At 61.0% G+C, this 19,767-nt stretch carries 18 protein-coding genes and 1 pseudogene; 6 read left to right on the top strand and 13 right to left on the bottom strand.

Annotated elements, in window-relative coordinates; genetic code table 11:
• Positions 1-5: 5 nt before the first annotated feature.
• Both AB4Z32_RS17160 and AB4Z32_RS17155 read left to right on the top strand, forming a co-directional pair.
• Positions 6-668, top strand: a complete 663-nt coding sequence (locus AB4Z32_RS17160) for a cytochrome c oxidase subunit 3 family protein (protein WP_442123065.1) — start codon at positions 6-8, stop codon at positions 666-668.
• 1 nt (position 669) lies between these two features.
• The gene (locus AB4Z32_RS17155; protein ID WP_442123064.1) at positions 670-1,005 is read left to right on the top strand and encodes a cytochrome C oxidase subunit IV family protein; all 336 of its coding nucleotides are present in this window, start codon (positions 670-672) and stop codon (positions 1,003-1,005) included.
• An 18-nt stretch (positions 1,006-1,023) separates the two neighbouring features.
• Here the strand turns inward: AB4Z32_RS17155 and AB4Z32_RS17150 are convergent, their stop codons facing one another.
• From AB4Z32_RS17150 to AB4Z32_RS17110, 9 genes and pseudogenes are all read right to left on the bottom strand, one after another.
• Positions 1,024-2,211: a family 1 glycosylhydrolase gene (locus tag AB4Z32_RS17150; protein ID WP_442123063.1), complete on the bottom strand. Its 1,188-nt coding sequence runs from the start codon at positions 2,209-2,211 to the stop codon at positions 1,024-1,026.
• The gene (locus tag AB4Z32_RS17145; protein ID WP_442123062.1) at positions 2,208-3,368 is read right to left on the bottom strand and encodes an alpha-hydroxy acid oxidase; all 1,161 of its coding nucleotides are present in this window, start codon (positions 3,366-3,368) and stop codon (positions 2,208-2,210) included. Before AB4Z32_RS17145 ends, AB4Z32_RS17150 begins: the two co-directional genes overlap by 4 nt.
• 12 nt (positions 3,369-3,380) lie before the next feature.
• A complete protein-coding gene (locus tag AB4Z32_RS17140) occupies positions 3,381-5,012 on the bottom strand; it encodes a GMC family oxidoreductase (protein ID WP_442123061.1) in 1,632 nt (543 codons plus the stop codon).
• On the bottom strand, positions 5,012-5,629 hold the full coding sequence (locus AB4Z32_RS17135; RefSeq protein ID WP_442123060.1) for a gluconate 2-dehydrogenase subunit 3 family protein: 618 nt from the start codon (positions 5,627-5,629) through the stop codon (positions 5,012-5,014). Before AB4Z32_RS17135 ends, AB4Z32_RS17140 begins: the two co-directional genes overlap by 1 nt.
• The gene (locus AB4Z32_RS17130) at positions 5,626-6,522 is read right to left on the bottom strand and encodes a hypothetical protein (RefSeq protein ID WP_442123120.1); all 897 of its coding nucleotides are present in this window, start codon (positions 6,520-6,522) and stop codon (positions 5,626-5,628) included. The genes AB4Z32_RS17135 and AB4Z32_RS17130 overlap by 4 nt, the downstream gene beginning before the upstream one ends.
• A gap of 68 nt (positions 6,523-6,590) precedes the next feature.
• On the bottom strand, positions 6,591-8,375 hold the full coding sequence (locus AB4Z32_RS17125; protein WP_442123059.1) for a thiamine pyrophosphate-requiring protein: 1,785 nt from the start codon (positions 8,373-8,375) through the stop codon (positions 6,591-6,593).
• Positions 8,372-9,133, bottom strand: coding sequence for an SDR family NAD(P)-dependent oxidoreductase (locus tag AB4Z32_RS17120; protein ID WP_442123058.1), 762 nt, complete (start codon positions 9,131-9,133; stop codon positions 8,372-8,374). The genes AB4Z32_RS17125 and AB4Z32_RS17120 overlap by 4 nt, the downstream gene beginning before the upstream one ends.
• A gap of 66 nt (positions 9,134-9,199) precedes the next feature.
• Positions 9,200-10,120, bottom strand: a pseudogene (locus AB4Z32_RS17115) (GNAT family N-acetyltransferase); the annotation flags it as partial.
• A gap of 939 nt (positions 10,121-11,059) precedes the next feature.
• A complete protein-coding gene (locus AB4Z32_RS17110; RefSeq protein WP_442123057.1) occupies positions 11,060-11,536 on the bottom strand; it encodes a hypothetical protein in 477 nt (158 codons plus the stop codon).
• 134 nt (positions 11,537-11,670) lie between these two features.
• On the opposite strand from AB4Z32_RS17110, the gene gmtX reads away from it, so the two are divergent.
• The 3 genes from gmtX to AB4Z32_RS17095 all read left to right on the top strand — a co-directional run bounded on the left by gmtX (position 11,671) and on the right by AB4Z32_RS17095 (position 14,175).
• Positions 11,671-12,051, top strand: coding sequence for a gamma-mobile-trio protein GmtX (gene gmtX, locus AB4Z32_RS17105; protein WP_442123056.1), 381 nt, complete (start codon positions 11,671-11,673; stop codon positions 12,049-12,051).
• Entirely contained in the window at positions 11,991-12,338 is a 348-nt protein-coding gene (locus tag AB4Z32_RS17100; RefSeq protein ID WP_442123123.1) for a hypothetical protein, read from the top strand. The genes gmtX and AB4Z32_RS17100 overlap by 61 nt, the downstream gene beginning before the upstream one ends.
• Positions 12,339-13,422: 1,084 nt before the next feature.
• Positions 13,423-14,175, top strand: coding sequence for a hypothetical protein (locus tag AB4Z32_RS17095; RefSeq protein ID WP_442123055.1), 753 nt, complete (start codon positions 13,423-13,425; stop codon positions 14,173-14,175).
• A 117-nt stretch (positions 14,176-14,292) separates the two neighbouring features.
• On the opposite strand, the gene AB4Z32_RS17090 is transcribed toward AB4Z32_RS17095, so the two are convergent.
• Entirely contained in the window at positions 14,293-15,270 is a 978-nt protein-coding gene (locus tag AB4Z32_RS17090; RefSeq protein WP_442123054.1) for an NADP-dependent oxidoreductase, read from the bottom strand.
• Between the two features lie 1,680 nt (positions 15,271-16,950).
• Here AB4Z32_RS17090 and AB4Z32_RS17085 point away from each other — a divergent pair.
• The gene (locus AB4Z32_RS17085; protein ID WP_442123053.1) at positions 16,951-17,283 is read left to right on the top strand and encodes a hypothetical protein; all 333 of its coding nucleotides are present in this window, start codon (positions 16,951-16,953) and stop codon (positions 17,281-17,283) included.
• 306 nt (positions 17,284-17,589) lie between these two features.
• Here AB4Z32_RS17085 and AB4Z32_RS17080 read toward each other — a convergent pair whose 3' ends face one another.
• From AB4Z32_RS17080 to AB4Z32_RS17070, 3 genes are all read right to left on the bottom strand, one after another.
• Positions 17,590-17,883 (bottom strand): H-NS histone family protein, encoded by a 294-nt coding sequence (locus AB4Z32_RS17080; protein ID WP_442123052.1) that lies wholly within the window; start codon positions 17,881-17,883, stop codon positions 17,590-17,592.
• A 134-nt stretch (positions 17,884-18,017) separates the two neighbouring features.
• Positions 18,018-18,488 carry a hypothetical protein gene (locus tag AB4Z32_RS17075; protein WP_442123051.1) on the bottom strand — a complete coding sequence of 157 codons (471 nt, stop codon included), beginning with the start codon at positions 18,486-18,488 and terminating at the stop codon, positions 18,018-18,020.
• Between the two features lie 53 nt (positions 18,489-18,541).
• Positions 18,542-19,675 (bottom strand): GGDEF domain-containing protein, encoded by a 1,134-nt coding sequence (locus tag AB4Z32_RS17070; protein WP_442123050.1) that lies wholly within the window; start codon positions 19,673-19,675, stop codon positions 18,542-18,544.
• Between the last annotated feature and the right edge of the window lie 92 nt (positions 19,676-19,767).

Genomic DNA, 19,767 nt, shown 5'->3' with positions numbered 1-19,767 from the left:
ATCCCATGACTACGGTCAAGCAGCCCCACGCCGAGCAGTTCACCAGCCGCGAGCAGCAATCCTTCGCCGGCACCTTCGGCATGTGGGTGTTCATCGCCAGCGAACTGCTGTTCTTCGGGCCCCTGCTGTTCGGCTACCTCTACCTGCGCGTCCACTATCCCGAGGCCAGCGCCGCCGCCAGCCGCCATACCGACTACCTGCTCGGCACGGCCAACACCGCGGTGCTTCTGACCAGCAGCTTCCTGATGGCGCTGGCGGGCAATGCCGCGGAAAGCGGCCGGCGGCGGCGCGCCATGCGGCTGTTGTGGGCGGTTGCGGCGCTGGGCTTCGTCTTCCTGGTGCTGAAGGGCTGGGAATACCACAATGATTTCCTGGACAAGCTCTTCCCCGGTCCCGGCTTCCGGCCGGAGCATGGCGGCCACTTGCAGCAGATGCCCGGCATGCAGCTCTTCTTCATCCTGTATTTCGTCCTTACCGGGCTGCATGCGGTCCACCTGACGATCGGCATCCTGGTATGCCTGGCGATGGCCTGGCGGTTGCGCCATCCGCCGCCAGTGGGGGTATCCGCCGATGCGATCGAATACGCGGGCCTGTACTGGCACTTCGTCGACGTGGTCTGGATCTTCCTGTATCCGCTGCTCTACCTGGTCGGCAGGGCGGGAGGCTAGCATGGAGCGCGATACCCGTATCCTTCGCCGTCCCCCGGTCCTGACCTGGCTGGCCTTGCTGGTCCTGCTGGCGATCAGCGCCGGCACGTCCTGGCTGCAGCTGGGCTGGATCAATACCGCGATCGGACTGGCGGTCGCCACGGTCAAGGTGGTGCTGGTGGGCCTGGTCTTCATGCGCCTGCGGGTGACCCATCCGCTGCTGCGCCTGACGGCGCTGGCGGGGCTGGCCACGCTGGCCCTGCTGTTCATCCTGTCCGGCACCGACTACGCCACCCGCAGCGAGGTGCAGGCGCCCTGGCAGCATCCATCCACGGTGGCGCCGCGCCTGGGACGCTGATCCGGCCCGGGTCCGGTTTCAGGCGTCCAGGCGGACCGCCCAGTCGGCGATCAGCTTGCGGTAGGCTTTGCCGACCGGCCGGATCTTGCGGTCCAGGTCGAACAGCCCGCGCGGATTGACCACGCCGCGCTGCTCGCGCAGTTCGATGTCCCAGTCGACCTGGTCGGTAACCGAATACCAGGTGAAGCCCGTCACCGCGACCCCGGCCCGCATCAGGCCGCGCACCAGCGCCCATTGCCTGGCCAGCCAGGCGCAGGCTTCAGTGCCCTGCGGTCCCTGGTCGCGGTTGGTCTCGGTATGCATCAGGGGCAGGCGGTAGCGCTCGGCGTATTCGCGGGCGATCACCGCATAGCCCAGCAGTTCGTCGACCGGATGCATGCCGCCGTCGGCCTCGACGTGGTGCTCGTTCGAGCGGTAGTAATCGGTGCCGAGGATGCAATGCTTGCGCAGCGCATGGTTCTCGAAGAAGCGCAGCTCTTCCTCGCTCATGCCGTTGTCCAGCACGAAGCCGCGCAGCGTGGGTTCCAGCTCGCGCCCGTAATTGAGGTCGAGGGTAAGGAAGCGCCGCAGGTTGCGCGTCTCGGCGATCGGTTCGGCGTCCGGCTCGGTGGCGTGGAAGTATTCGCTGGACTCGCTCTGGATGAAGCGGGTACCGGGACGCAGGGCGCGGATCGCATGCATGGCCAGCAGGTTGGCCTTGACCAGGTGCTTGATGGCGGTGACGTAGGCATGCTCGTCGCTCAGCTGTTCGTTCCACAGGCCATAGAGGGCGGAGAAACGCGCGCACACATACATCTCGTTGACCGGCGTGAACATGTGGATCCAGGGATAGCGCCGGGCGAAATCGGCGGCATAGCGCGCGAACAGCTCGGGGAAATCCGGATTCTGGAAATTGCCGATCCAGTCCGGCACGCCGAAGTGGCAGAGGTCGGCGATCGGCTCGATGCCGAGGCGGCGCAGCTCGGCGAAGGCCTGGTCGGCGAAATCCCAGTCGTAGCGCTGCGGGGCCAGCCAGCTGCGGTGCAGGGGCACGCCGTAGCGCAGGGTGCGGATGCCGAGCCCGTCCGCCAGCGCGAAGTCGGTGCGCCAATGGGTGTAATGGCCGCATTCCTCCATCTGGTCGCGGCGGATGCGGCCGTGGCCGATGGTGGGGCTGCTGTTCTCGATCCCGCTGGCGAACTTGAAAGAGGAGGGTGGCGCCGTCATCGGCGTCCTCCGAGCGGCGGCTGCGGGGTGACGACGCCGGGCGGGACCTCGGACACGCTGGACAGCCCGGACAGCATCATGCAGTCCTGCAGCTCCTGCTCGAACAGCTGCAGCGCGCAGTAGACGCCGTCGCGGCCCTTGGCGCACAGGCCGTACAGGCAGGCGCGCCCGCTCAGGCAGGCTGAAGCGCCGAGGCCGAGGGCCTTGACGATGTCGCCGCCGGTGCGGATGCCGCCGTCGAACAGCACTTCGATGCGGCTGCCGACCGCCTCCGCGATCTGCGGCAGCACCGAGATCGAGGAGGGCGCGCTGTCCAGCTGGCGCCCGCCGTGGTTGGAGACGACGATGGCGTCGGCGCCGATGTCGAGGGCGCTGCGCGCGTCGTCTGGATGCATCACGCCCTTCAGGATCAGCTTGCGCGGCCATTCCTTGCGCACCCAGCGCACGGTGTCGAGGTCGAAGCTCGGGTCGAACTGGGCTTCGATCCACTTCGACAGCGAGCCCACCGAGCCGCCTTCCTTGATCTCGTGTTCGAGGTTGCCGAAGGTGTGGCGGCGGCTTCCCGCCATGCCGGCCAGCCAGCGAGGATGGGTCAGCATCTCCATCAGGTTCTTTGGCGTCAGCCGCGGCGGCACGCCCAGGCCTTCCTTCTCGTCGGCCCAGCGCTTGCCCTGGGTGTGCAGGTCGATGGTCAGCACCAGCGCCGAACAGTTGGCCTCCAGCGCGCGGCGGATCAGGTTTTCGTTGACCTTTTTATCCTTCATCAGGTAGAGCTGGAACCAGAAGGGCTTGCCGCTTGCCTCGGCCACGTCCTCGATCGAATTGATCGAGCAGGTCGACAGGCAGTAGGGCACGCCATAGTCCGCCGCCGCGCGCGCCGCCTCGCACTCGCCGTTCGGCCACATCAGCCCCGCCAGCCCGGTCGGCCCCACCGCCAGCGGGATGCGGGCGGGGTCGCCGGCCATGGTGGTGGCGGTGTCGCGCCTGGCCACGTTGCGCAGGCTGTGCTGGCGCAGCGCCAGGGCGCGCAGGTCGTCCAGGTTGCGCTGCAGGGTCAGCTGCTGCTCGCTGCCGCCGTGGATGTAGTCGAACAGCACGCCGGGCAGGCGGGACCTGGCCAGGGTTTCGAGGTCGAAGATGCTGGCGATTTTGCTCATGGCTTGGTCATGTCAGAGTTCTCCACGGGCGGCCAGGATGCGGATGCGGTCGCCGATGCGGCAGGCCAGTGCCTGGATCGTGAGCGAGGGGTTGACCCCGCCGCTGGTCGGGAACAGCGAGCCGTCGCAGACCCACAGGTTACGCACGTCCCAGCTGCGCCCGTCGGCGTCGACCACGCTGGTGTCGGGATCGAAGCCCATGCGGCAGGTGCCGAGGATGTGGCTGGTGTCTTCGCTGGTCCACAGGTCCTTGCCGCCCGCCGCCTCCAGCATCCGGCCCATGTAGCGGCGGGCATGTTCCTGCATGCGGCGGTCATTGTCGGAGTACGAGAATTCGACGTGGGCGATCGGCAGGCCATGCTGGTCGCGTTCGCCGGCCAGGATGACGCGGTTGCCGGGCCGCGGTTCGGTCTCGGCCACCGCCACCAGGCCGCTCATGTAGTTGTAGTCGAGCATGGCCTGGCGCAGCCGCGCGCCCCACAGCTGGCGCGAGGTGGCGACCAGCTGGGCCCAGGCGCGCGGCAGCGGGCCCTGGCTCATGAAGGCATAGCCGCCGGCGAAGTCCTTGCCTTCGTCGGCGTAATTCCAGTGCTCGCAGACGGCCATGTTGGGCGGCCCCTTGTTCCAGCGGATTTCCTCGTCGAAGCGCGCCCACACGCCCGGTCCCGCATGGGTGGTCAGGTGGGTGCCGACCAGGCCGGAGCGGTTGGCCAGGCCCTGGGGAAAGGACGGGCAGCTCGAATTCAGCAGCAGGCGCGGGGTCTCGATCGCGTAGCCGGCCACCACCACGTTGCGCGCGCGCTGGAAGCGCCATTGCCCGCTGCGGCGGTAATGCACGCCGCTGGCCAGGCCATTCGCGTCCAGTTCGATGCGCCCGGCCATGGCGAGGTCGCGCACCTCGGCGCCGGCGCGCAGCGCGCGCGGGATCCAGACCACCAGCGCGCTCTGCTTGGCATTCGTCGAGCAGCCGAAGTTGCAGAAGCCGCGGTAGACGCAGGGCGGCGACTTGCCGCGCGGCGCCGACACCGTCGCCAGCGGCACCGCCGACCAGGCCACGCCCATGCGCTCGGCGCCGCGCGCCAGCACCAGGCCGGCGGCGTTCATCTCGTGCTCGCGGTAGGGAAAGCGACGGTGCGGCGGGCCCCAGGGATAGCGCAGCGGGCCGGCAATCGCCAGCGCGTGCTCGGCTTCCTCGTAGTACGGCGCGATCTCCTCGTAGCTGAGCGGCCAGTCGAAGCCATAGCCGAGCAGGCTGCGCGAACGGAACCACTCGGGCCGGAAGCGCAGCGAGATCATGCTGAAGTGGACCGTCGAGCCGCCCACGCCCCAGCCTGAATTATTGCCGCCGAGGGCGATCGGGTCGTCACCGGAGGTCAGGCGTTCGTCCAGCCAGTACAGCTGCTGCTGGGCTTCCTCGTCGGAGGCGAAATCCTCGAGCGGGCGCCAGAACGGACCGGCCTCCAGCACGACGACCGAGAAGCCGGCCTCGGCCAGCTTGCAGGCGAGGGTGCCGCCGCCGGCGCCGGCACCGACGATGGCGAAGTCCACGGCGGCGTCGTCGCGGTACTCGCGCATCGGCATCCAGCCCCCGCGTTCGAACACGTCGGGCGCGCGTCCTTGTCCGGTGCGTGGCTGGTAGTCCATCAGCCCGGGTCCTCCGCCTTGCCTGCGCGCGCCTCCCATGGGTCGCGGCTGTCGATTCCGAGGCGCACGTAGCCGCGCGGGCTGGCCGGGCCGCCGAACCCGATCTCGCTCCAGGACCAGGGGTGGGCGTAATAGATGCCGGCCGCGGTCTTGAGCAGCCAGTGCGTGAAGAAGCGTTCCGAATGCAGGGCCTGCCATTGCGGCGAGCGCACGTCCTGGTCCGCCAGCGCCTGCAGCACGGCATCCTGTTCCGCCGCATCGAGTGCCGTGAAGTCGCGGCCGTGGCGGCAGCGGGCCTCGTCGGCGAGGGCGGCGAGGCCCAGGCGCCAGCATTCGCGCAAGGGAGGCATGTCCGGATGGCGGAAGCCTTCGCCGCGATCGTCATGCAGCATGGCGTCGATCCAGGGCGTGATCGGGATCGGTTCGAGACGGTCCGGCTGGGGCAGCAGGCGCCGGTTGACGGCTTCCAGCAAGTCCCATTCGGCTTCGCTCAGGAAGCGGCGCGGTGGAACCTGGTCCAGGCGTTGGGCCAATACGCGCCGGGTGGTGTCGTCGAAGGAAGGGCTGTCCCACTTGGCCAGCACGTCGTAGCCGGGATAGCGGGCGTTGGTGTTCATGCCGCCTCCCGCCAGGCCGGCTCGCGGGCGCGCAGCGCCAGGGCGGCGCGTCCGGCCAGCGCCAGCGCGGAAAAGCTGGGCGGCGCCGGCAGCGGCGGGCCGCTCAGCAGGTTCTGGCTCCAGTTGCGCCAGCCGCCCATCTGGCGCGCGATCCCGAAGGCGTGGAAGGCGACGCCCCCAGCGCCCAGCCAGGCGGTGGCGGCCAGCCAGCCGCGTGCCAGGCGCGAACGCCTGCGCGATGGCGCCGCCGGCGCGCTCGCCGCTGCCAGCAGCGCGGCGCCGACCGGCGGCAGGCCGACCGGCAGCCACATCGCCGGGTTGTGGTAGGCGCCGCGGAAGTGCAGCAGTGCCGCTTCCATGCTGGTGCCGGCCAGGCCGGCCGCCGCCAGCATGCCGAGGGCGCGGCCGCGCGGCATGCCGGCCAGGGTCGGCTCGCCACGCCCGACCTCGCGCGCGGCCAGCCCGAGCAGGCCGGCCAGGGACAAAGCCGCCGGCGCGCCGACCGGCGCCGCATAGAACAGATTGCCCCAGGACAGGCCGCCGGGCCGGCGCAGCACGTTGTAGACGTGAAAGCCCAGACCCGCCACGCCGATCGCGCAGGCGGCGCCGAAGGGCAGGGCGGCCACGCGCCGGCCGGGTTGCCGCGCCGCCTTCGAGGCGCCGGCCAGGACCAGGGTGGCGCTCGCCAGCGGCGCGAACATGCCCGGGTTGTCGAAGTCGCCGCGATAGTGTTCGAGGGCGCTGTCGCTCAGCACCGAGGCGGCCAGCATCGCCGAGGACAGGTAGAGCTGGCCTGCGGCGCGGGTTTCGGCGTCGGCGGCGCGCGGCGCTGCCGGGGAGCGCACCGGGCGCACGGAACGCGGCCGCGAGCGCGCCGCCAGCACCGCCGCCAGGGCCAGGCCGAGGGTGACGGCGCCCAGCGCCCGCGCCCCCGGCCTGGACTCTGTGCGCGCCAGCCGGGTCACGGCTTTTCCTTGGGCAGGATGCCGCTCAGCACCTGGCGCGCGACCCCGGCCAGCATCGAGCCTTCCTTGGGATCGCCCTTGACGACGGTCTCCATGAAGGCCTTGGCCTGTTCCAGCGTGATGTGGGAGGGTAGCGGCGGCACTTCCGGATCGGTCCTGAACTCCAGCACCACCGGGCGGTCGGCGTGCAGGGCTTCGCGCCAGGCGGTGCGGACTTCTTCCGGATTGTCGCAATAGATGCCCTTCAGGCCGATCAGCTCGCCGAACTTGTGGTAGGGCACGTCGGGGATCTGCTGGGTGGCATTGAATTTCGGATCGCCTTCCATCACCCGCTGCTCCCAGGTCACCTGGTTCAGGTCGCCGTTGTTGAAGACGCAGACGATCCAGCGCGGATCCTTCCACAGGCGCCAGTACTTGGCCACCGTGATCAGCTCGGCCATATTATTCATCTGCATGGCGCCGTCGCCGACCATGGCGATCACCGGCCGGTCCGGGTGCGCGAACTTCGCCGCGATCGCGTACGGGACCGCCGCGCCCATCGAGGCCAGGCCGCCGGACAGCGAGAACATCTGGCCGCGCCGCACCTTCAGGTCGCGCGCATACCAGTTGGCGCAGGAGCCGGAGTCGCTGGTGACGATGGCGTCGATGGGCAGCTGCGGCGACAGGTCCCAGGCCACGCGCTGCGGATTGATCGGATTGGCCGGCTGCAGGGCGCGGTTCTCCAGCAGCTTCCAGGAGTCCGCCACTTCGCTCTCGACGTGGCGGCGCCAGTCGTCGGCCTTCTGTTCCAGCAGGGGCAGCAGCAGGCGCAGGGTCTCGGCGCTGTCGCCGTGCAGGTTGACCTCGGCCGGGTAGCGGATGCTGAGCATGGTCGGGTCGATGTCGATCTGGACCGCGCGCGCCTTGCCTTCTTCCGGCAGGAACTCGGCATAGGGGAAGCCGCTGCCGATCATGAGCAGGGTGTCGCAATGCGTCATCAGGTCCCAGCTGGCCTTGGTGCCGAGGATGCCGATCGAGCCGGTGACCCAGGGCAGCTCGTCGGGCAGGACGCCCTTGCCGAGCAGGGCCTTGGCGGCACCGGCCTGCAGGCGGTCGGCCACGGCGATGACTTCGTCGGTGGCGTGCAGGGCGCCGGCACCGACCAGGATCGCCACCTTCTTGCCGGCGTTCAAGACCTCGGCCGCGCGCCGCAGGTCGGCCTCGTGCGGCACCACGCGCGGCTTGCTGTAGCCGATGCCGGACCGGACCGAGCCGTGCTTGCGCGGCGGATCTTCGTAAGGCAGTTCCTGCAGGTCGCCGGGAAGGATCAGCACGCCGACGCCGTTGCGCCCGAGCACCGTGCGCATCGCACGGTCGACCAGGTGGCGCAGCTGGGACGGGGCCTCGGCCTCGTAGACGTAGTCGGCAACGTCCTGGAACAGGCGGTCCAGGTTCAGCTCCTGGGTGTAATGGGCGCCGCGCGCGGTGCGCGGGGCCTGGCCGCAGATCGCCAGCACCGGCATGTGGTCCATCTTGGCATCGTACAGGCCGGTCACCATGTGGGCCGCGCCGGGGCCGCCGGTCGACAGGCAGACGCCTGGCTGGCCGGTGAACTTGGCATGGGCGGACGCCATGAAGGCCGCCATTTCCTCGTGCCGCACCTGGATGAAGCTGATCTTGTGCCTGGACCGCTGGAGGGCGCCCAGCACCCCGTTGATGCCGTCCCCGGGATAGCCGAAGATGGTGCGTACGCCCCAGTCGTACAGGCGCTCGACGAAGAAATCACCGACGGTCTTGCTCATCCTTTCCTCCTTTTGCTCAATCCAGGCAGTCGCACGCCCAGCGCGGCGGCGCCCCACCGCCAGCCGCGGTGCTTCGCCGCCCAGAATTCCGGGCTGACGGTCCAGGCGCCGCGGTCGAAGCTGGCGTGGGCGGCGAAGGGCCGCGGCACCGGCTTCCACAGCTTGTCCGGCCGGTCGGCCGGAATCGCTTCATCGGTCTGCTGGCCGGCGATGCCGGTGCGGGCCCGGTAGCGGTCGAGCAGGTGGGGCATGAATTTCTCGGCCAGCACCGCGCCCAGGGTCGGATAGCCGAGGCAGATCTCGGCGCGCCGGGAATGCGCGGCCCAGTAAATGGCGCGACCGGCCACCTCGGGCCGGTAGCAGGCGGCGGTCGGCCTGGGATGGCGGTGCAGGGTGGTCTTGCACCACTCGAACTGCGGCGTGTTCACGCCCGGCATGTCGACGATGACGAGGTGGACCTTGCTGCGATCGTGCTCGCGTTCGGTGTGCAGGGCTTGCGTGAAGCCCTTGATCGCATGCTTTGCGCCGCAATACGGCGACTGCAGGGGAATCGAGCGGTAGGCGAGGGCGGAACCGACCTGCAGGATGGTGCCGCGGTCGCGCGCCCGCATGCGCTTGAGGGCCACCATCGCATTGTTGACCCAGATGGCTATCGGGCCCAGTTCCTGTTCGGCGCGCTCGGCGGCAGCGTCCGCCGCGCGGCCGATGCCCGCGTTCGCGCCGGTGATCACCACCACTTCTGCGGCTCGGTCCGGCATGCTCTCTCCTTGCGTTTGCCAGGAATGAGGGAAGCTTAGCACCGCGCGGCTTGACGCCGCGTTCCGTTAGGTTTGTGCAAATGTTCCGGGCTTGAAGGGATTGCGATCGTTTAACTCATCGATATAGTCGTCGATCCCGCCGCTTTCCCTTTCCAGGAAGCGCTCGACCGCATCGGCAAACGAGGGATGCGCCAGCCAGTGTGCCGACCAGGTGCGGGTCGGCAGGAAGCCGCGCGCCATCTTGTGCTCGCCCTGGGCGCCGCCCTCGAACACCTGGATGCCCTGCTCGATGCAGAATTCGAGCGGCTGGTAATAGGCGGTCTCGAAGTGCAGGCAGGGCACGTGTTCGAGCGCCCCCCAGTAGCGGCCGTACAGCGTGGTCTCGTCATGCACGACCAGCGAGGCGGCGATCGGGTTGCCGTCGCGCTCGGCGATGACGAGCAGCAGATTGCCCGGCATCTCGCGCCCGATGCGGCGGAAGAAATCCAGGTTCAGGTAGGGCTTCGAGAAATGCTCGGCATAGGTGTGGCGGTAGCAGCGGGTGAAGAAGCGCCAGTCCTCATCAAGCGCGTCGACGCCGCGCACCCGGCGCATCGTGATGCCCGCTTCGGCCACCTTGCGCCGCTCGGCCCGGATGTTCTTGCGCTTCTTTTGCTCCAGGGTCGCCAGGAATTCCTCGAAGTTCGCGTAGCCGGCGTTCATCCAGTGGAACTGCACGCCGCTGCGCAGCAGGTAGCCTGCGTCCGCCAGCTGCCTGGCCTGCTCGTCCGGCGGGAACAGGATATGGGTCGAGGAGACATCGGCGGCCTGCTGGGTCGCGCGCAGCACCTCGACCAGGGCCGCGCGGGCGGCGTCGTCGCGGGCCAGCAGGCGCGGTCCCGTCACCGGCGTGAACGGAATCGCCGACAGCAGCTTGGGATAGTAATCCAGGCCGTTGCGCTGGTAGGCGTCGGCCCAGGCCCAGTCGAACACATATGACGTAATGCTTTTAACCCAGCTCGTCTGTATGAGCAGGCGTCGACTTCTTACTCTTGATTCCTTCCGGGGGTAAACGAGATATGTTTACATCGACTCTGTCGAACGTTTCTCACTGCGAAGGCCGCCTCACAAGTTGCAGCTCTAACGGAAAATACGTGAAATTTTAGGCAGCGTTCTTCAAAAAGTACCTGAACGTTTAGCACTTGTCTTGCTAAAAATTCTTATTTGTTAATCGCTTTGCGTGTTCGCATTCACGCGGCTGTTGTGGGCAGAGTGTGAACAAGCTGTTGGCAACGGTTTTTCGTTGTCAACGGTTTGTTCATACGTTCCGAAGGACTGTCCACATCCGAGGTTTAGCTGCTTCGAACGTTAGAACTATTGATAGATAGGGGCATCTGTTGGCGCAGAGGATAGGTTTATCGCAGTAAAGGGTACAGACTACGCACTCTGCAACTACTTGTTGAGTTGCGTTCCGGCATGAAACCGAGGCAACCGATTTGCAGAATTTTCTGCAAGCAAGTGAACATCGCTTCGATGTGCTCTGCCATGCTGCATTTGTCGCTGTGTCGAGCGAGACTACATATGGTTAAGTTGACTCGCAACCGCAACTAGCTCAACTTTACTTTCAGGTGATAGCAATCCTACGGCGCTGGATGCAATCGGACCTTTACTTCCCATCCCGTCTCGAACATCCAGCTCTCAACATCGCGAGCACGCCAACGCAGCATTTTCGAGCCGGGAATGTGCATCTTAGGCGGTACCAAAAATGGCCTTCGAGCTAAGTTGCGGCGTATTGAGCTCGAGCTCCGCCCGAGCATCTGCGCCAGTTCGTCGATATCAAGGTATGCCGACATGTTTTTCCTTGAGTGGTTACTAGGCTGAGCCGTTAAGCTGGCTCAGCTGTGATTTGTCCCCGGCGCGCGTGCCGAAGACTTGGTCTAACGGTGTTCACACTGGAGGGCGTTGCTCAGGCACCTTGGTGAGGAAGCTCTGGTGCATCAGTCTCTGCGCGACCGGCAAATACTTTTCAAGTAGGTCAGTTACTTTCTGAGCTTCCTCTGCGGATGCGGATGGAAACGAAGAGTTGCGCCATGTCGGATTTCTCATATCGTGCAAAACGCTAACAAAGCACTGTTCGGCTACATTCATCCCCAAATCTCGGCATACGACCTGTGTGGCACTCGTCCAGCAACCATCTACCGGGCGCACTTCGCGGTACTCGAACATGGTTCGAAATAGCTGGGAAAGACCTTCGTATGCTGATGTGAAAGACGGCGTTATAAGCCCTGATGCGCGTAGGAGCTTAGAAGCTGTTAGATGGTTTTGGGCATTGCTCAGCAAAGTTTCGGTTGCGCCAGGCAGTGCTGGCTTTTGTCGGAAAAATTGCTTGCTGATGAGGGTTTCGTAGTCAGATGGATTTGGCATTGGAATGTCCTTGATTGGTCAGCGACGGTTAGACAGCGACTCCTTCGTCCCTGTGCTTCCTGCCTGTCCACAGAGAGCAGGAATCCAATGTAAGCATCCGATTTATATGCGCTGCATCCAGCCTGCGAGGGCGTGTGCGGAGGCGGCAGTCCTGTCAAACTTCCGGCGGGCGAGCTAATTCTGATTTGACTGCACTGGTTGAAGACTATCGGACCCTTATCAAAGCGTGGGACCAGTTCTCTGGGCCGGTCAAGCCTAGAACCCACGAGGCCAAGCTCAAAGCGAGTCACGAGTTCATCGCACGCATTGATGACCCGGCCATTCGAGCGCTAGAGCACAAGGCACTAATCGACCACGACCGTTTGCGAGCCGAGGTCGATTTGCTCAAGTCGCTGACACGATATATAAAGGGAGTTGCTAGACATGGTTTCCGACATGGTTCTGGAGACCACTCATGCAGGTGTACCTTTTGCGTCCTCACGGCGAGACAGTCCGAATCCCTACGTTGCCTTTAACTCGTGAGGAAGTAACGACTCTTATTTTGCGCTACAGCCCTCAATCTGGTGCTGTGGGCGCATATCGCATTGTCACCGACGAACACGTCAACTTGTCTTTTGACGAGTCGTGCGATGTACCCGCCTTCGCGGTTGAGTTCCAGCTGTACGCAAATGGCGAGTGGGGACTGATGGAGGCTTCGGCTATGGCGCACCGGATGTCTGGAGAGTTTGCGATGACCATCCGTGATGTGATGCTTCTACTCGAGCATGAACTCAAACTGGCAAGTGATATCCGTAGCATTTAGATGACTCACGTGGTCTGGCTTTTTCCATAGTTCGAACTACTTGAACTGACCGCCCAGGAATTCACTGAGTACTACCGGTGCTAACAGCAACCGAGGCAACTGAACAGTGGCGGAGAGATACTTCTCCGCCATTTTCCATTACACCCTAGCTCGGTGAATCTTTTGCGTTACTTAGCTGTGGACAAGACTCCTATAGGCGCGGATGTAACTTCGCGAATTTTTCATTATGAGGCTTGGGACGTATAAAACTGAGTCCAACATTAGGAGCTCTCAAGTCGGGTGTGAGCCGACCTGCGAGCTTGGGCTTCTCAAACCAGAGGTTCGAACTTCTTCAACTGATGACCCAGGTTTTTACCTAGTACTACCAGCCCTAACAGGAACAGAGGCAACTGAACAGTGGCGGAGAGGGGTTTCTCCGCCACTTCCCAGTACAACTCGCCGGCGCCCTTGTCTTCACGTTGAGAACTTCGGTCTCTATACATGTCATGTGTATTGAAGACCAAAATGGAAAAACAACGTCATCTATCTATTTTTACATGGCTCAGCCCAAAATCATTCGTAGCGTGCCGCGCAGCGCTTAGCGTTTCTGAGTTCTTGAGCGTCGAGGACTCTCTTCGGAGACGCCACGCGTTAGTTCGTAAACATGCATGTAGAATCGTTGCGGCTACGGGTGCAGCATCTACACTTTACTGCCGAGGGTGGGCTGAGTGTATGTGCAGGTTCTACCTTCTCGGAGGTCTTGGCGCCGGACTGGCAGCGTTGTACGCTGCCCTCAAGTATAGAATCCGGTTGCTAGATGGCGTAGTAGACGCCGGAGTTGCAGTACATCTGCATGAAATAGCTCTTGGCTCTTCAGAGGCGCGCGCATATCTAACGTACGTCGCACACAACCACGTGCATTTTAGGGTCTTCGACTATGAGATTGCCTGCAGACTGGCAAAGGTGCGGCAACAACCTAATAACGAAGGCGATTGCCAGATGCAGAGAGACGCAGTTTGGAAGCTTCTTGACGTTTGTTTGAACACCGAAGGCTACGACAGAGGTTCTCTGCGGTAAAATGTGCGTTTTTCACCTGCGTGAACAAATGCGTGCAATCGGACAAGAAACTGGCAAAATTTACTCAGAATCTGACATTTCGGACAAAGAAAAATTTGCCGAAATGAAGTCTGAACCGCTCGCAAGCGAACACGACCCTGATAGCGTAGTTGTTCCCGTTCGCGCAAGTACTCCCCACTTTCGAACCCTGTCGACGCTACGCCAAGTGAGGGTCGGCAAGGGCGAACCAGATGAGACGCATAATGCGACTATTACAATGCTGCATAAGCATTTCGATTCGACGAGAATAAAACTTGTAACTTACGTTTTCACTAACGGTACGTCAGATACTCAGGTGCTTTTTGATTCGAAAAGTGCCTATGAATGGTGGCCTGACGGAGATGGAAACCGCATATCTTTTCAAGGTGGAGACTATATCCAGCCTGACTTATGCGGACGCGACGCTTCTACCTTTTGCCAAACTAGAAAAAAAAGAGCTCTGCTTGTAGAGGTCATCAATACTCACATTCCTGACCATAAGACGCTTCAGTACCTCGTTCAGCTCTCTGAACAAAATTATATAATTGCGTTCTATTATGTCAGCAAGGACAGGAAGTTTAGTAAATATAATTCTTTCGTACTAGGAAAAAAATATGTGGAACTTCGCACTGCATATTATTTGATGGATGGGGTGTTCTACAAAAACGACCAACCTGTAATCGCTCAGACGGCCACACAAGACATTCTTTGGTATCAAAACGTTAAGTCTACATACTTTGACCCCGCACTTGTGGCAAAGTAACCGGCAGCAGAGTTTCCACAGATTGCTTATCCGTGACACTGCTAAACTTCGTGATGAAGTTCCTCCTGCGTTAGGGGCTGCATCGTAGCCCCCTCTCCTGATGGAACGTAGCTCGCTTCACGTCTTGTCAGAGCTATCCGCTGTCGCCACCTCCAAAACAATCTTTCCAGGAATATGGTCAGCACGCCCCTCCATCATTTCATGGGCAACGCGTGCGTCTGCTAGCTTTAGCACTGAGCCTACCCACGGAAACAAGCTTCCGTTATCGAATTGGTGGTTCAGGCGCGTTAGGGCTTCTGTGTTCACGTCAACTAACATGAAGCGGGCAGAGACTCCACGCGCTTGGGCGACCGCTTGGTCCGGTTCGGCCACAGCAGAGATAAATTTGCCGCCAGCCTTAAGAAAATCGAACAGCTGCGGCTGGGTTGGCCCACCCACAAGGTCGATGACCGCGTCGACGACTGTGACGGGCTGCAACGTCCGGCCGATGACTTGGTCGGCTCCAAGCGCCGTTACAGCCGCGGCATCAGCATCGGAGCTCGTTGCGACGACCTTAAGTCCGGCCGCGTGGGCCAGCTGGACGGCGTAGCGACCCACATTGCCGGCGGCGCCATGAATCAACACGGTATCTCCACTATGGAGGTCTGCCGCATCGAAAAGCATTTGAGCAGCGGTCACTGCCACTACTGGTACTGCTGCAGCTTCCACGTATGAAAGCGAGACAGGTTTATGAGCAATCATGCTGGCCAAGCAAGCTGCGTACTCAGCGTAGCCGCCCGTGAACCGCTTGTTTGTGACGCCATATACGTCTTCGCCTACTTGCCACTGCGTGGCCTTGCTTCCGACTGCCACTACTACGCCAGCAATGTCGGAGCCGAGTGTCAAAGGTAGCGGTTGCGGCAGTACGCTGTTCCCGCTGCGAATCCAGCCGTCCCAAGGGCCGACCCCTGCCGCCATCACCTTGACAAGAACCTCATCATCCTGGATTTCAGGTAATGCGACCTGCTCCAGGCTCATGGCTTCGGTATCGCCGAAAGCGTGCACAAGAATGGCGGTCATGGTGGAGGGTGTGTTCGCAGCGGTCGAATTGTTCATTTGCAGTCCAATCTCAAGTGAGCCTGGCGGGGCGCCAGTCAATGAAACTATCTTACGACTGCAAGTTGCGACCCTGAGTTACCAATCTGAGGATTAATCGGGGGGCCAAGTAAAGTCGCTTACAAAGCGTGCCACTCGAAAGAGGGTATTCCAAGCTCATGCAGTTGGCGAACATGACAAAACGATGCTGAGGAAGCAAATCAAGCGCACTAAACCGTCAGGTTTCTCGGCGAACTGGCCTTACTGGCTCGTCGGTACCGAAGGGCGAAGCTACCGCTAGTAGAGTACGCACCTGCAAAGCCAAGGACACACGTTAGGTTGGTGGCACCGCAGCTCCTCGAGCCAGGCGTCGATACAAACCTAGCTGCTGCGCACTCGAGCGTTTGTATTCGCCCGCCCCTACAGCAAGTCTCGAAATTTCTTTGAAAAACATATAAATCCGTTGCTTACACTGGTTTTCAGCCAACCATGGAGCACAAAATGCGAACTTTAGTAGACCTTCCACTCGTGACCTGCCAACTCAAGTTTTTGGACGGACTCGCAGACGTAGCGTCATTCCGAGCTGGGGCGGCGAATGCCAGGTGGACAAACGACGAAATTACCGTTGCGGTTGCCAAGGCGTTTGGCGAGAGCAGTGGCTTCGACGACGTTGGGAGGAGACTTCAGCAATACTGCACCGGCACGGCTGACGCCTGAACTTAGGAGCAGCAATTGCCCATAGGGCAGGTGGGCGCCAGGTGTATTAGCGTGGCGCCTCTTTCCTCACTGTATAGCCGTCCTGCGCGCTCGTAAAAACTGTAGGAAAGTCCGCGAGTTTTCTTGTCACTTGCGGGCGGCACCTCGAGGTTGCGAGGCTGATTGAAGCCTGAAGCGCTTGTTACATTAATTGTGCAACAGCTTGCTGCACAATTGTGCAGCCAAGTTTCGATGCGTTTTGCGGCTCCTGCACTGAGGCAATGCGCCGCGGTCTCGATTCAATAGTGCCATGGTCGCGAACGCCGGGTCTCTCGTTAGTTGTAAATTTGGCTACTTCGATATATTGTTGCAGGGTGTTTTCCCTGATAACAATACAACGCTGTTCATCTCCCCAACATGAGCGCAAGCTTTCTTATGCGAAGAGTCCAAAACTTCCTTTTGTTTGGCATCGGCCTGTTCTTGCTCCTGCCTGCCTTGGCCTATGGACACGGACCACGAGGCGGTGGGGCTGTTTCCGTCCGCGGGTACGTGAAAAGCGATGGGACGTATGTCCAGCCACATATGCGCTCCGCTCCTGACGGAAACTTCTCCAACAACTGGAGCACTGTCGGAAACGTTAATCCATACACAGGCGCTCCAGGTACGAAGACGCAGCCGTCAAGTGGGTCTGGTTACGTCCCAGCTGATGGCAATACGAGCTCTTCGACTGCAGGGTATACCGGCTCCGTAGAGGGCAACAACGCGGCACGAAGCGACGTTGTCGATGGCTCATCGACCGAAAGAGAGTCCAGCCACGAGCGCAACGTAAAGGTGCCACTTCACGCGAAGCTTAACTATCTGCGGAACGGCTGGGTGTGCGAACGAGGCTATCGACAGGCTGGACAGGAGTGCGTCGCTGTACAAATCCCAGACAATGCAAAGCTGAACTACCTCGGCAATGGCTGGGACTGCCAGCGCGGATACCGCCAGGCAGGGCAGGGATGCGTGGCTGTTCAGATTCCAGAGAATGCGAAGCTGAACTACCTGGGCAATGGCTGGGACTGCCAGCGGGGATACCGCCAGGCCGGGCAAGGATGCATTGCAGTGGCCATGCCAGAGAACGCAAAGCTCAACTACCTTGGTACTGGATGGGACTGCCAACGCGGATACCGGCAAGCTGGGCAGGAATGCATAGCCGTGCAAATTCCGGAGAACGCCAAACTGAACTACCTCGGAAATGGATGGGAATGCCAGCGCGGATATCGACAAGCCGGGCAAGCATGCGCAGCGGTGCAGATTCCTGAGAATGGCAAGCTAAACTACCTCGGTAATGGATGAGAGTGCCAGCGAGGATACCGTCAAGCTGGGCAGGAGTGTTTATCTGTCCAAGTCCCCGAGAATGCTAAGTTGAATTACCTGGGCAACGGGTGGGACTGCCAACGAGGATACCGGCAAACAGGGCAAGAGTGTATTGCTGCGCATTGAACAACCAAGGCGAATGGGCTTCTTAGTCTTGTACCAAGGGCTTATTGACTAGTGAGCGGTCGACGTCGACTGGTCGGCTTCACGTTTCGGAATATCGACTCACTCGAATTTATTAGGATACCGAGTGGAAACGAGGGGCCGGCTGACCCCTCATAGTGTTTACTTGATTAAGAACTCTTCTTTGTTACGCCCGTTCAGCCACTTCGGCGCCCGTCCACGCCCGGTCCAAGTGCCGCCCGAATCCGGGTCGCGATACTTCGCCTCGACCGACTTCGTCTTCTTTGAGCCACCGGTCTTCTTTTTTTCGTTCAACAGGTCGTTGATATCAATATTGTTATCTTGGATTAGCTTACGAATCTGCTTGCGAGCTTCAGTGATTTCATCCTGGCGTGCTTTCTCCGCGAGGGCTTTCAGTTCCTCGATTTGTGCTTGAAGTTCTTGATAGGTCGGCATGGTAGTTTGTGTGGGTAGAAAACCCAAATCTAACATAGTTCCTGGCAGGCACGGTTCGTTTCATGTTGTGCGTGATTAAAGTGGCGGACAAAAGTGCCCACTTGTAGTGCGCTTTTAAGCGCAACCTTTTCAGCTCAACGCGAACCTGATGACGCGATTTGCTGGGCCAACACATCATTTCGTCGCTCTTCTAATGACGCGAGCTCGCTTTCCGCACGAAGGTAGAGTTCACCCTTCGGGCCGCCTGTAGAGATTGGGGAGGCTAGAATGAGCTCTTGTTTCCTTGCCTTGATGTCCTTATCGATTGAGCGAAGTAGGGACGCTAGCTCCTGCTTACGCGACTCCTTGTCTTGCTCCGCTTTGAGAGTGACCGCGACGGCCGTAGCGCTGTCTTTTGCTTTCTCCAAAGACAGCTGGGCTGCCGCTAGTTGTCCTTGGGTATCTGCCAGTTTGAGTTTTGATTCTCGAAGTGCAGTTTCGAGTATGTCGACCTTCTGCGCATGTAAGTTGCCGGCGACAGCCCACACGGCGCTCCCAGAGAGCAGTGCGCCAGCACCGAAAGCCAGCAAGTTGTTCTTGTATTTTTCAGGAATCGTGAAGTCCATTGTTCCCTTAAGGGCGTCAAAAATTGAAAAGCTATCGCGGACTAAGGGCCGTGTTAACCAGCTGCAAGGGATGGTTCCAGGTCGTCTGCCGTGTGGTCTGATGAGCTGGTAGGGGTGGCCAAGCTTCCGTTCTCGGAAAAGGTACAACCCACTGAGGTAACGAACTGATTCTTGCCTTGGCGCTTCGCTTTATACATCAGCTGGTCAGCGGTTTTGTACATGAAGCTCGCCTTGGGTTTTGAACCTGGCTCGAAGTAGCTTACGCCGATACTCGCTCCAAGCGGACTTTCAAAAAGCTTACCGACCTCTGCTGTTCGTTCGAGAAACTTCGTCAGTGCCGCCTCAAGTTGCGCACGGTCTTCGAGGTTTTCGACTACGACTGCAAATTCGTCCCCGCCAAAGCGAGCGGCGGTACCAAAAGGGCTTAGCTCTGTGCCTAACCAGTACCCTACGTGCTTCAGTACGGCGTCGCCGCCATCGTGTCCTTGCTCATCATTCACCTTCTTAAAACCGTCTAGGTCTAAGAGAATGACTGCGCTCTCCAACGTCGCCGTTTCCAGCTTTTCACAGGCTTTATTCAATAGTTCGTCGAAACCTGTTCGGTTCCACAACGTTGTTAGTGAGTCTGTACGCAGTGCTAAAGCGACGGCATCGGTCAGACGGAAGACGTACACGGGAAGGTAGATGCTTGCAATTACCAGTCCCGCGCGAAGGGCCGAGTACTGTTCCCAATACTGCGAGAACAGAAGCACCGCGCAGGTGAGACCCGAGCTCAGTGTTGAGGCAAATATGGCGTAGCCGCGGCTGTATCGTAAGCCAGTGCCAAACGTGAAAAACAACGGGGCAAGCACAAACGGTGCGCCGACTTCATCGGTAAAGTAGAGCAGAGCGGCTATCAGCACCTGGTCAACGATGACACTCAGCACTTGTCTTGGGCGGCAATATTGGGGGCTTAGGAACGTAGCAGTCAGAATTCCGACAGCAAAGACGGAATGTACTATCAACAAAGCGGATGCTGTGACGTACTCCGAGGTACCTTCAAACTTCGAGTGAAATGAGACGAGGTAGACGAACAAAACTGCAGTCCAGACCAGGCGCGCGAATCCCTGTCCTTTCTCAGTAGAAAGGCCAGGTATCACAAAAAACGGCTCTACTTTTAGTCTTGGTGCTGCTTTAACCGTACGCATGAGTATTCACAATAGTTTCCTGTGGGATATTATCTCATGGCGCTACTCGACGCGTTGACAATCGGATTACTTTAGAGTGGCAACCCTAGAAA

Origin of the sequence: Massilia sp. 2TAF26 (assembly GCF_052115005.1) — a bacterium.
Taxonomy (GTDB): domain Bacteria; phylum Pseudomonadota; class Gammaproteobacteria; order Burkholderiales; family Burkholderiaceae_D; genus Telluria.
The sequence above is the reverse complement of the archived record's forward strand: the minus strand, read 5'-3'. Positions and strand labels throughout refer to the sequence as shown.

Excerpts from the sequence above, each read along its gene's own strand:
- AB4Z32_RS17150 (WP_442123063.1), bottom strand. The coding sequence starts at position 2,211 with ATGACGGCGCCACCCTCCTCTTTCAAGTTCGCCAGCGGGATCGAGAAC.
- AB4Z32_RS17075 (WP_442123051.1), bottom strand. The coding sequence starts at position 18,488 with ATGGACTTCACGATTCCTGAAAAATACAAGAACAACTTGCTGGCTTTC.
- AB4Z32_RS17090 (WP_442123054.1), bottom strand. The coding sequence starts at position 15,270 with ATGAACAATTCGACCGCTGCGAACACACCCTCCACCATGACCGCCATT.
- AB4Z32_RS17140 (WP_442123061.1), bottom strand. The coding sequence starts at position 5,012 with ATGGACTACCAGCCACGCACCGGACAAGGACGCGCGCCCGACGTGTTC.
- AB4Z32_RS17145 (WP_442123062.1), bottom strand. The coding sequence starts at position 3,368 with ATGAGCAAAATCGCCAGCATCTTCGACCTCGAAACCCTGGCCAGGTCC.
- AB4Z32_RS17160 (WP_442123065.1), top strand. The coding sequence starts at position 6 with ATGACTACGGTCAAGCAGCCCCACGCCGAGCAGTTCACCAGCCGCGAG.
- AB4Z32_RS17120 (WP_442123058.1), bottom strand. The coding sequence starts at position 9,133 with ATGCCGGACCGAGCCGCAGAAGTGGTGGTGATCACCGGCGCGAACGCG.
- AB4Z32_RS17070 (WP_442123050.1), bottom strand. The coding sequence starts at position 19,675 with ATGCGTACGGTTAAAGCAGCACCAAGACTAAAAGTAGAGCCGTTTTTT.
- AB4Z32_RS17135 (WP_442123060.1), bottom strand. The coding sequence starts at position 5,629 with ATGAACACCAACGCCCGCTATCCCGGCTACGACGTGCTGGCCAAGTGG.
- AB4Z32_RS17155 (WP_442123064.1), top strand. The coding sequence starts at position 670 with ATGGAGCGCGATACCCGTATCCTTCGCCGTCCCCCGGTCCTGACCTGG.
- AB4Z32_RS17095 (WP_442123055.1), top strand. The coding sequence starts at position 13,423 with ATGCGTGCAATCGGACAAGAAACTGGCAAAATTTACTCAGAATCTGAC.
- AB4Z32_RS17125 (WP_442123059.1), bottom strand. The coding sequence starts at position 8,375 with ATGAGCAAGACCGTCGGTGATTTCTTCGTCGAGCGCCTGTACGACTGG.
- AB4Z32_RS17110 (WP_442123057.1), bottom strand. The coding sequence starts at position 11,536 with ATGCCAAATCCATCTGACTACGAAACCCTCATCAGCAAGCAATTTTTC.
- AB4Z32_RS17080 (WP_442123052.1), bottom strand. The coding sequence starts at position 17,883 with ATGCCGACCTATCAAGAACTTCAAGCACAAATCGAGGAACTGAAAGCC.
- AB4Z32_RS17100 (WP_442123123.1), top strand. The coding sequence starts at position 11,991 with ATGCAGGTGTACCTTTTGCGTCCTCACGGCGAGACAGTCCGAATCCCT.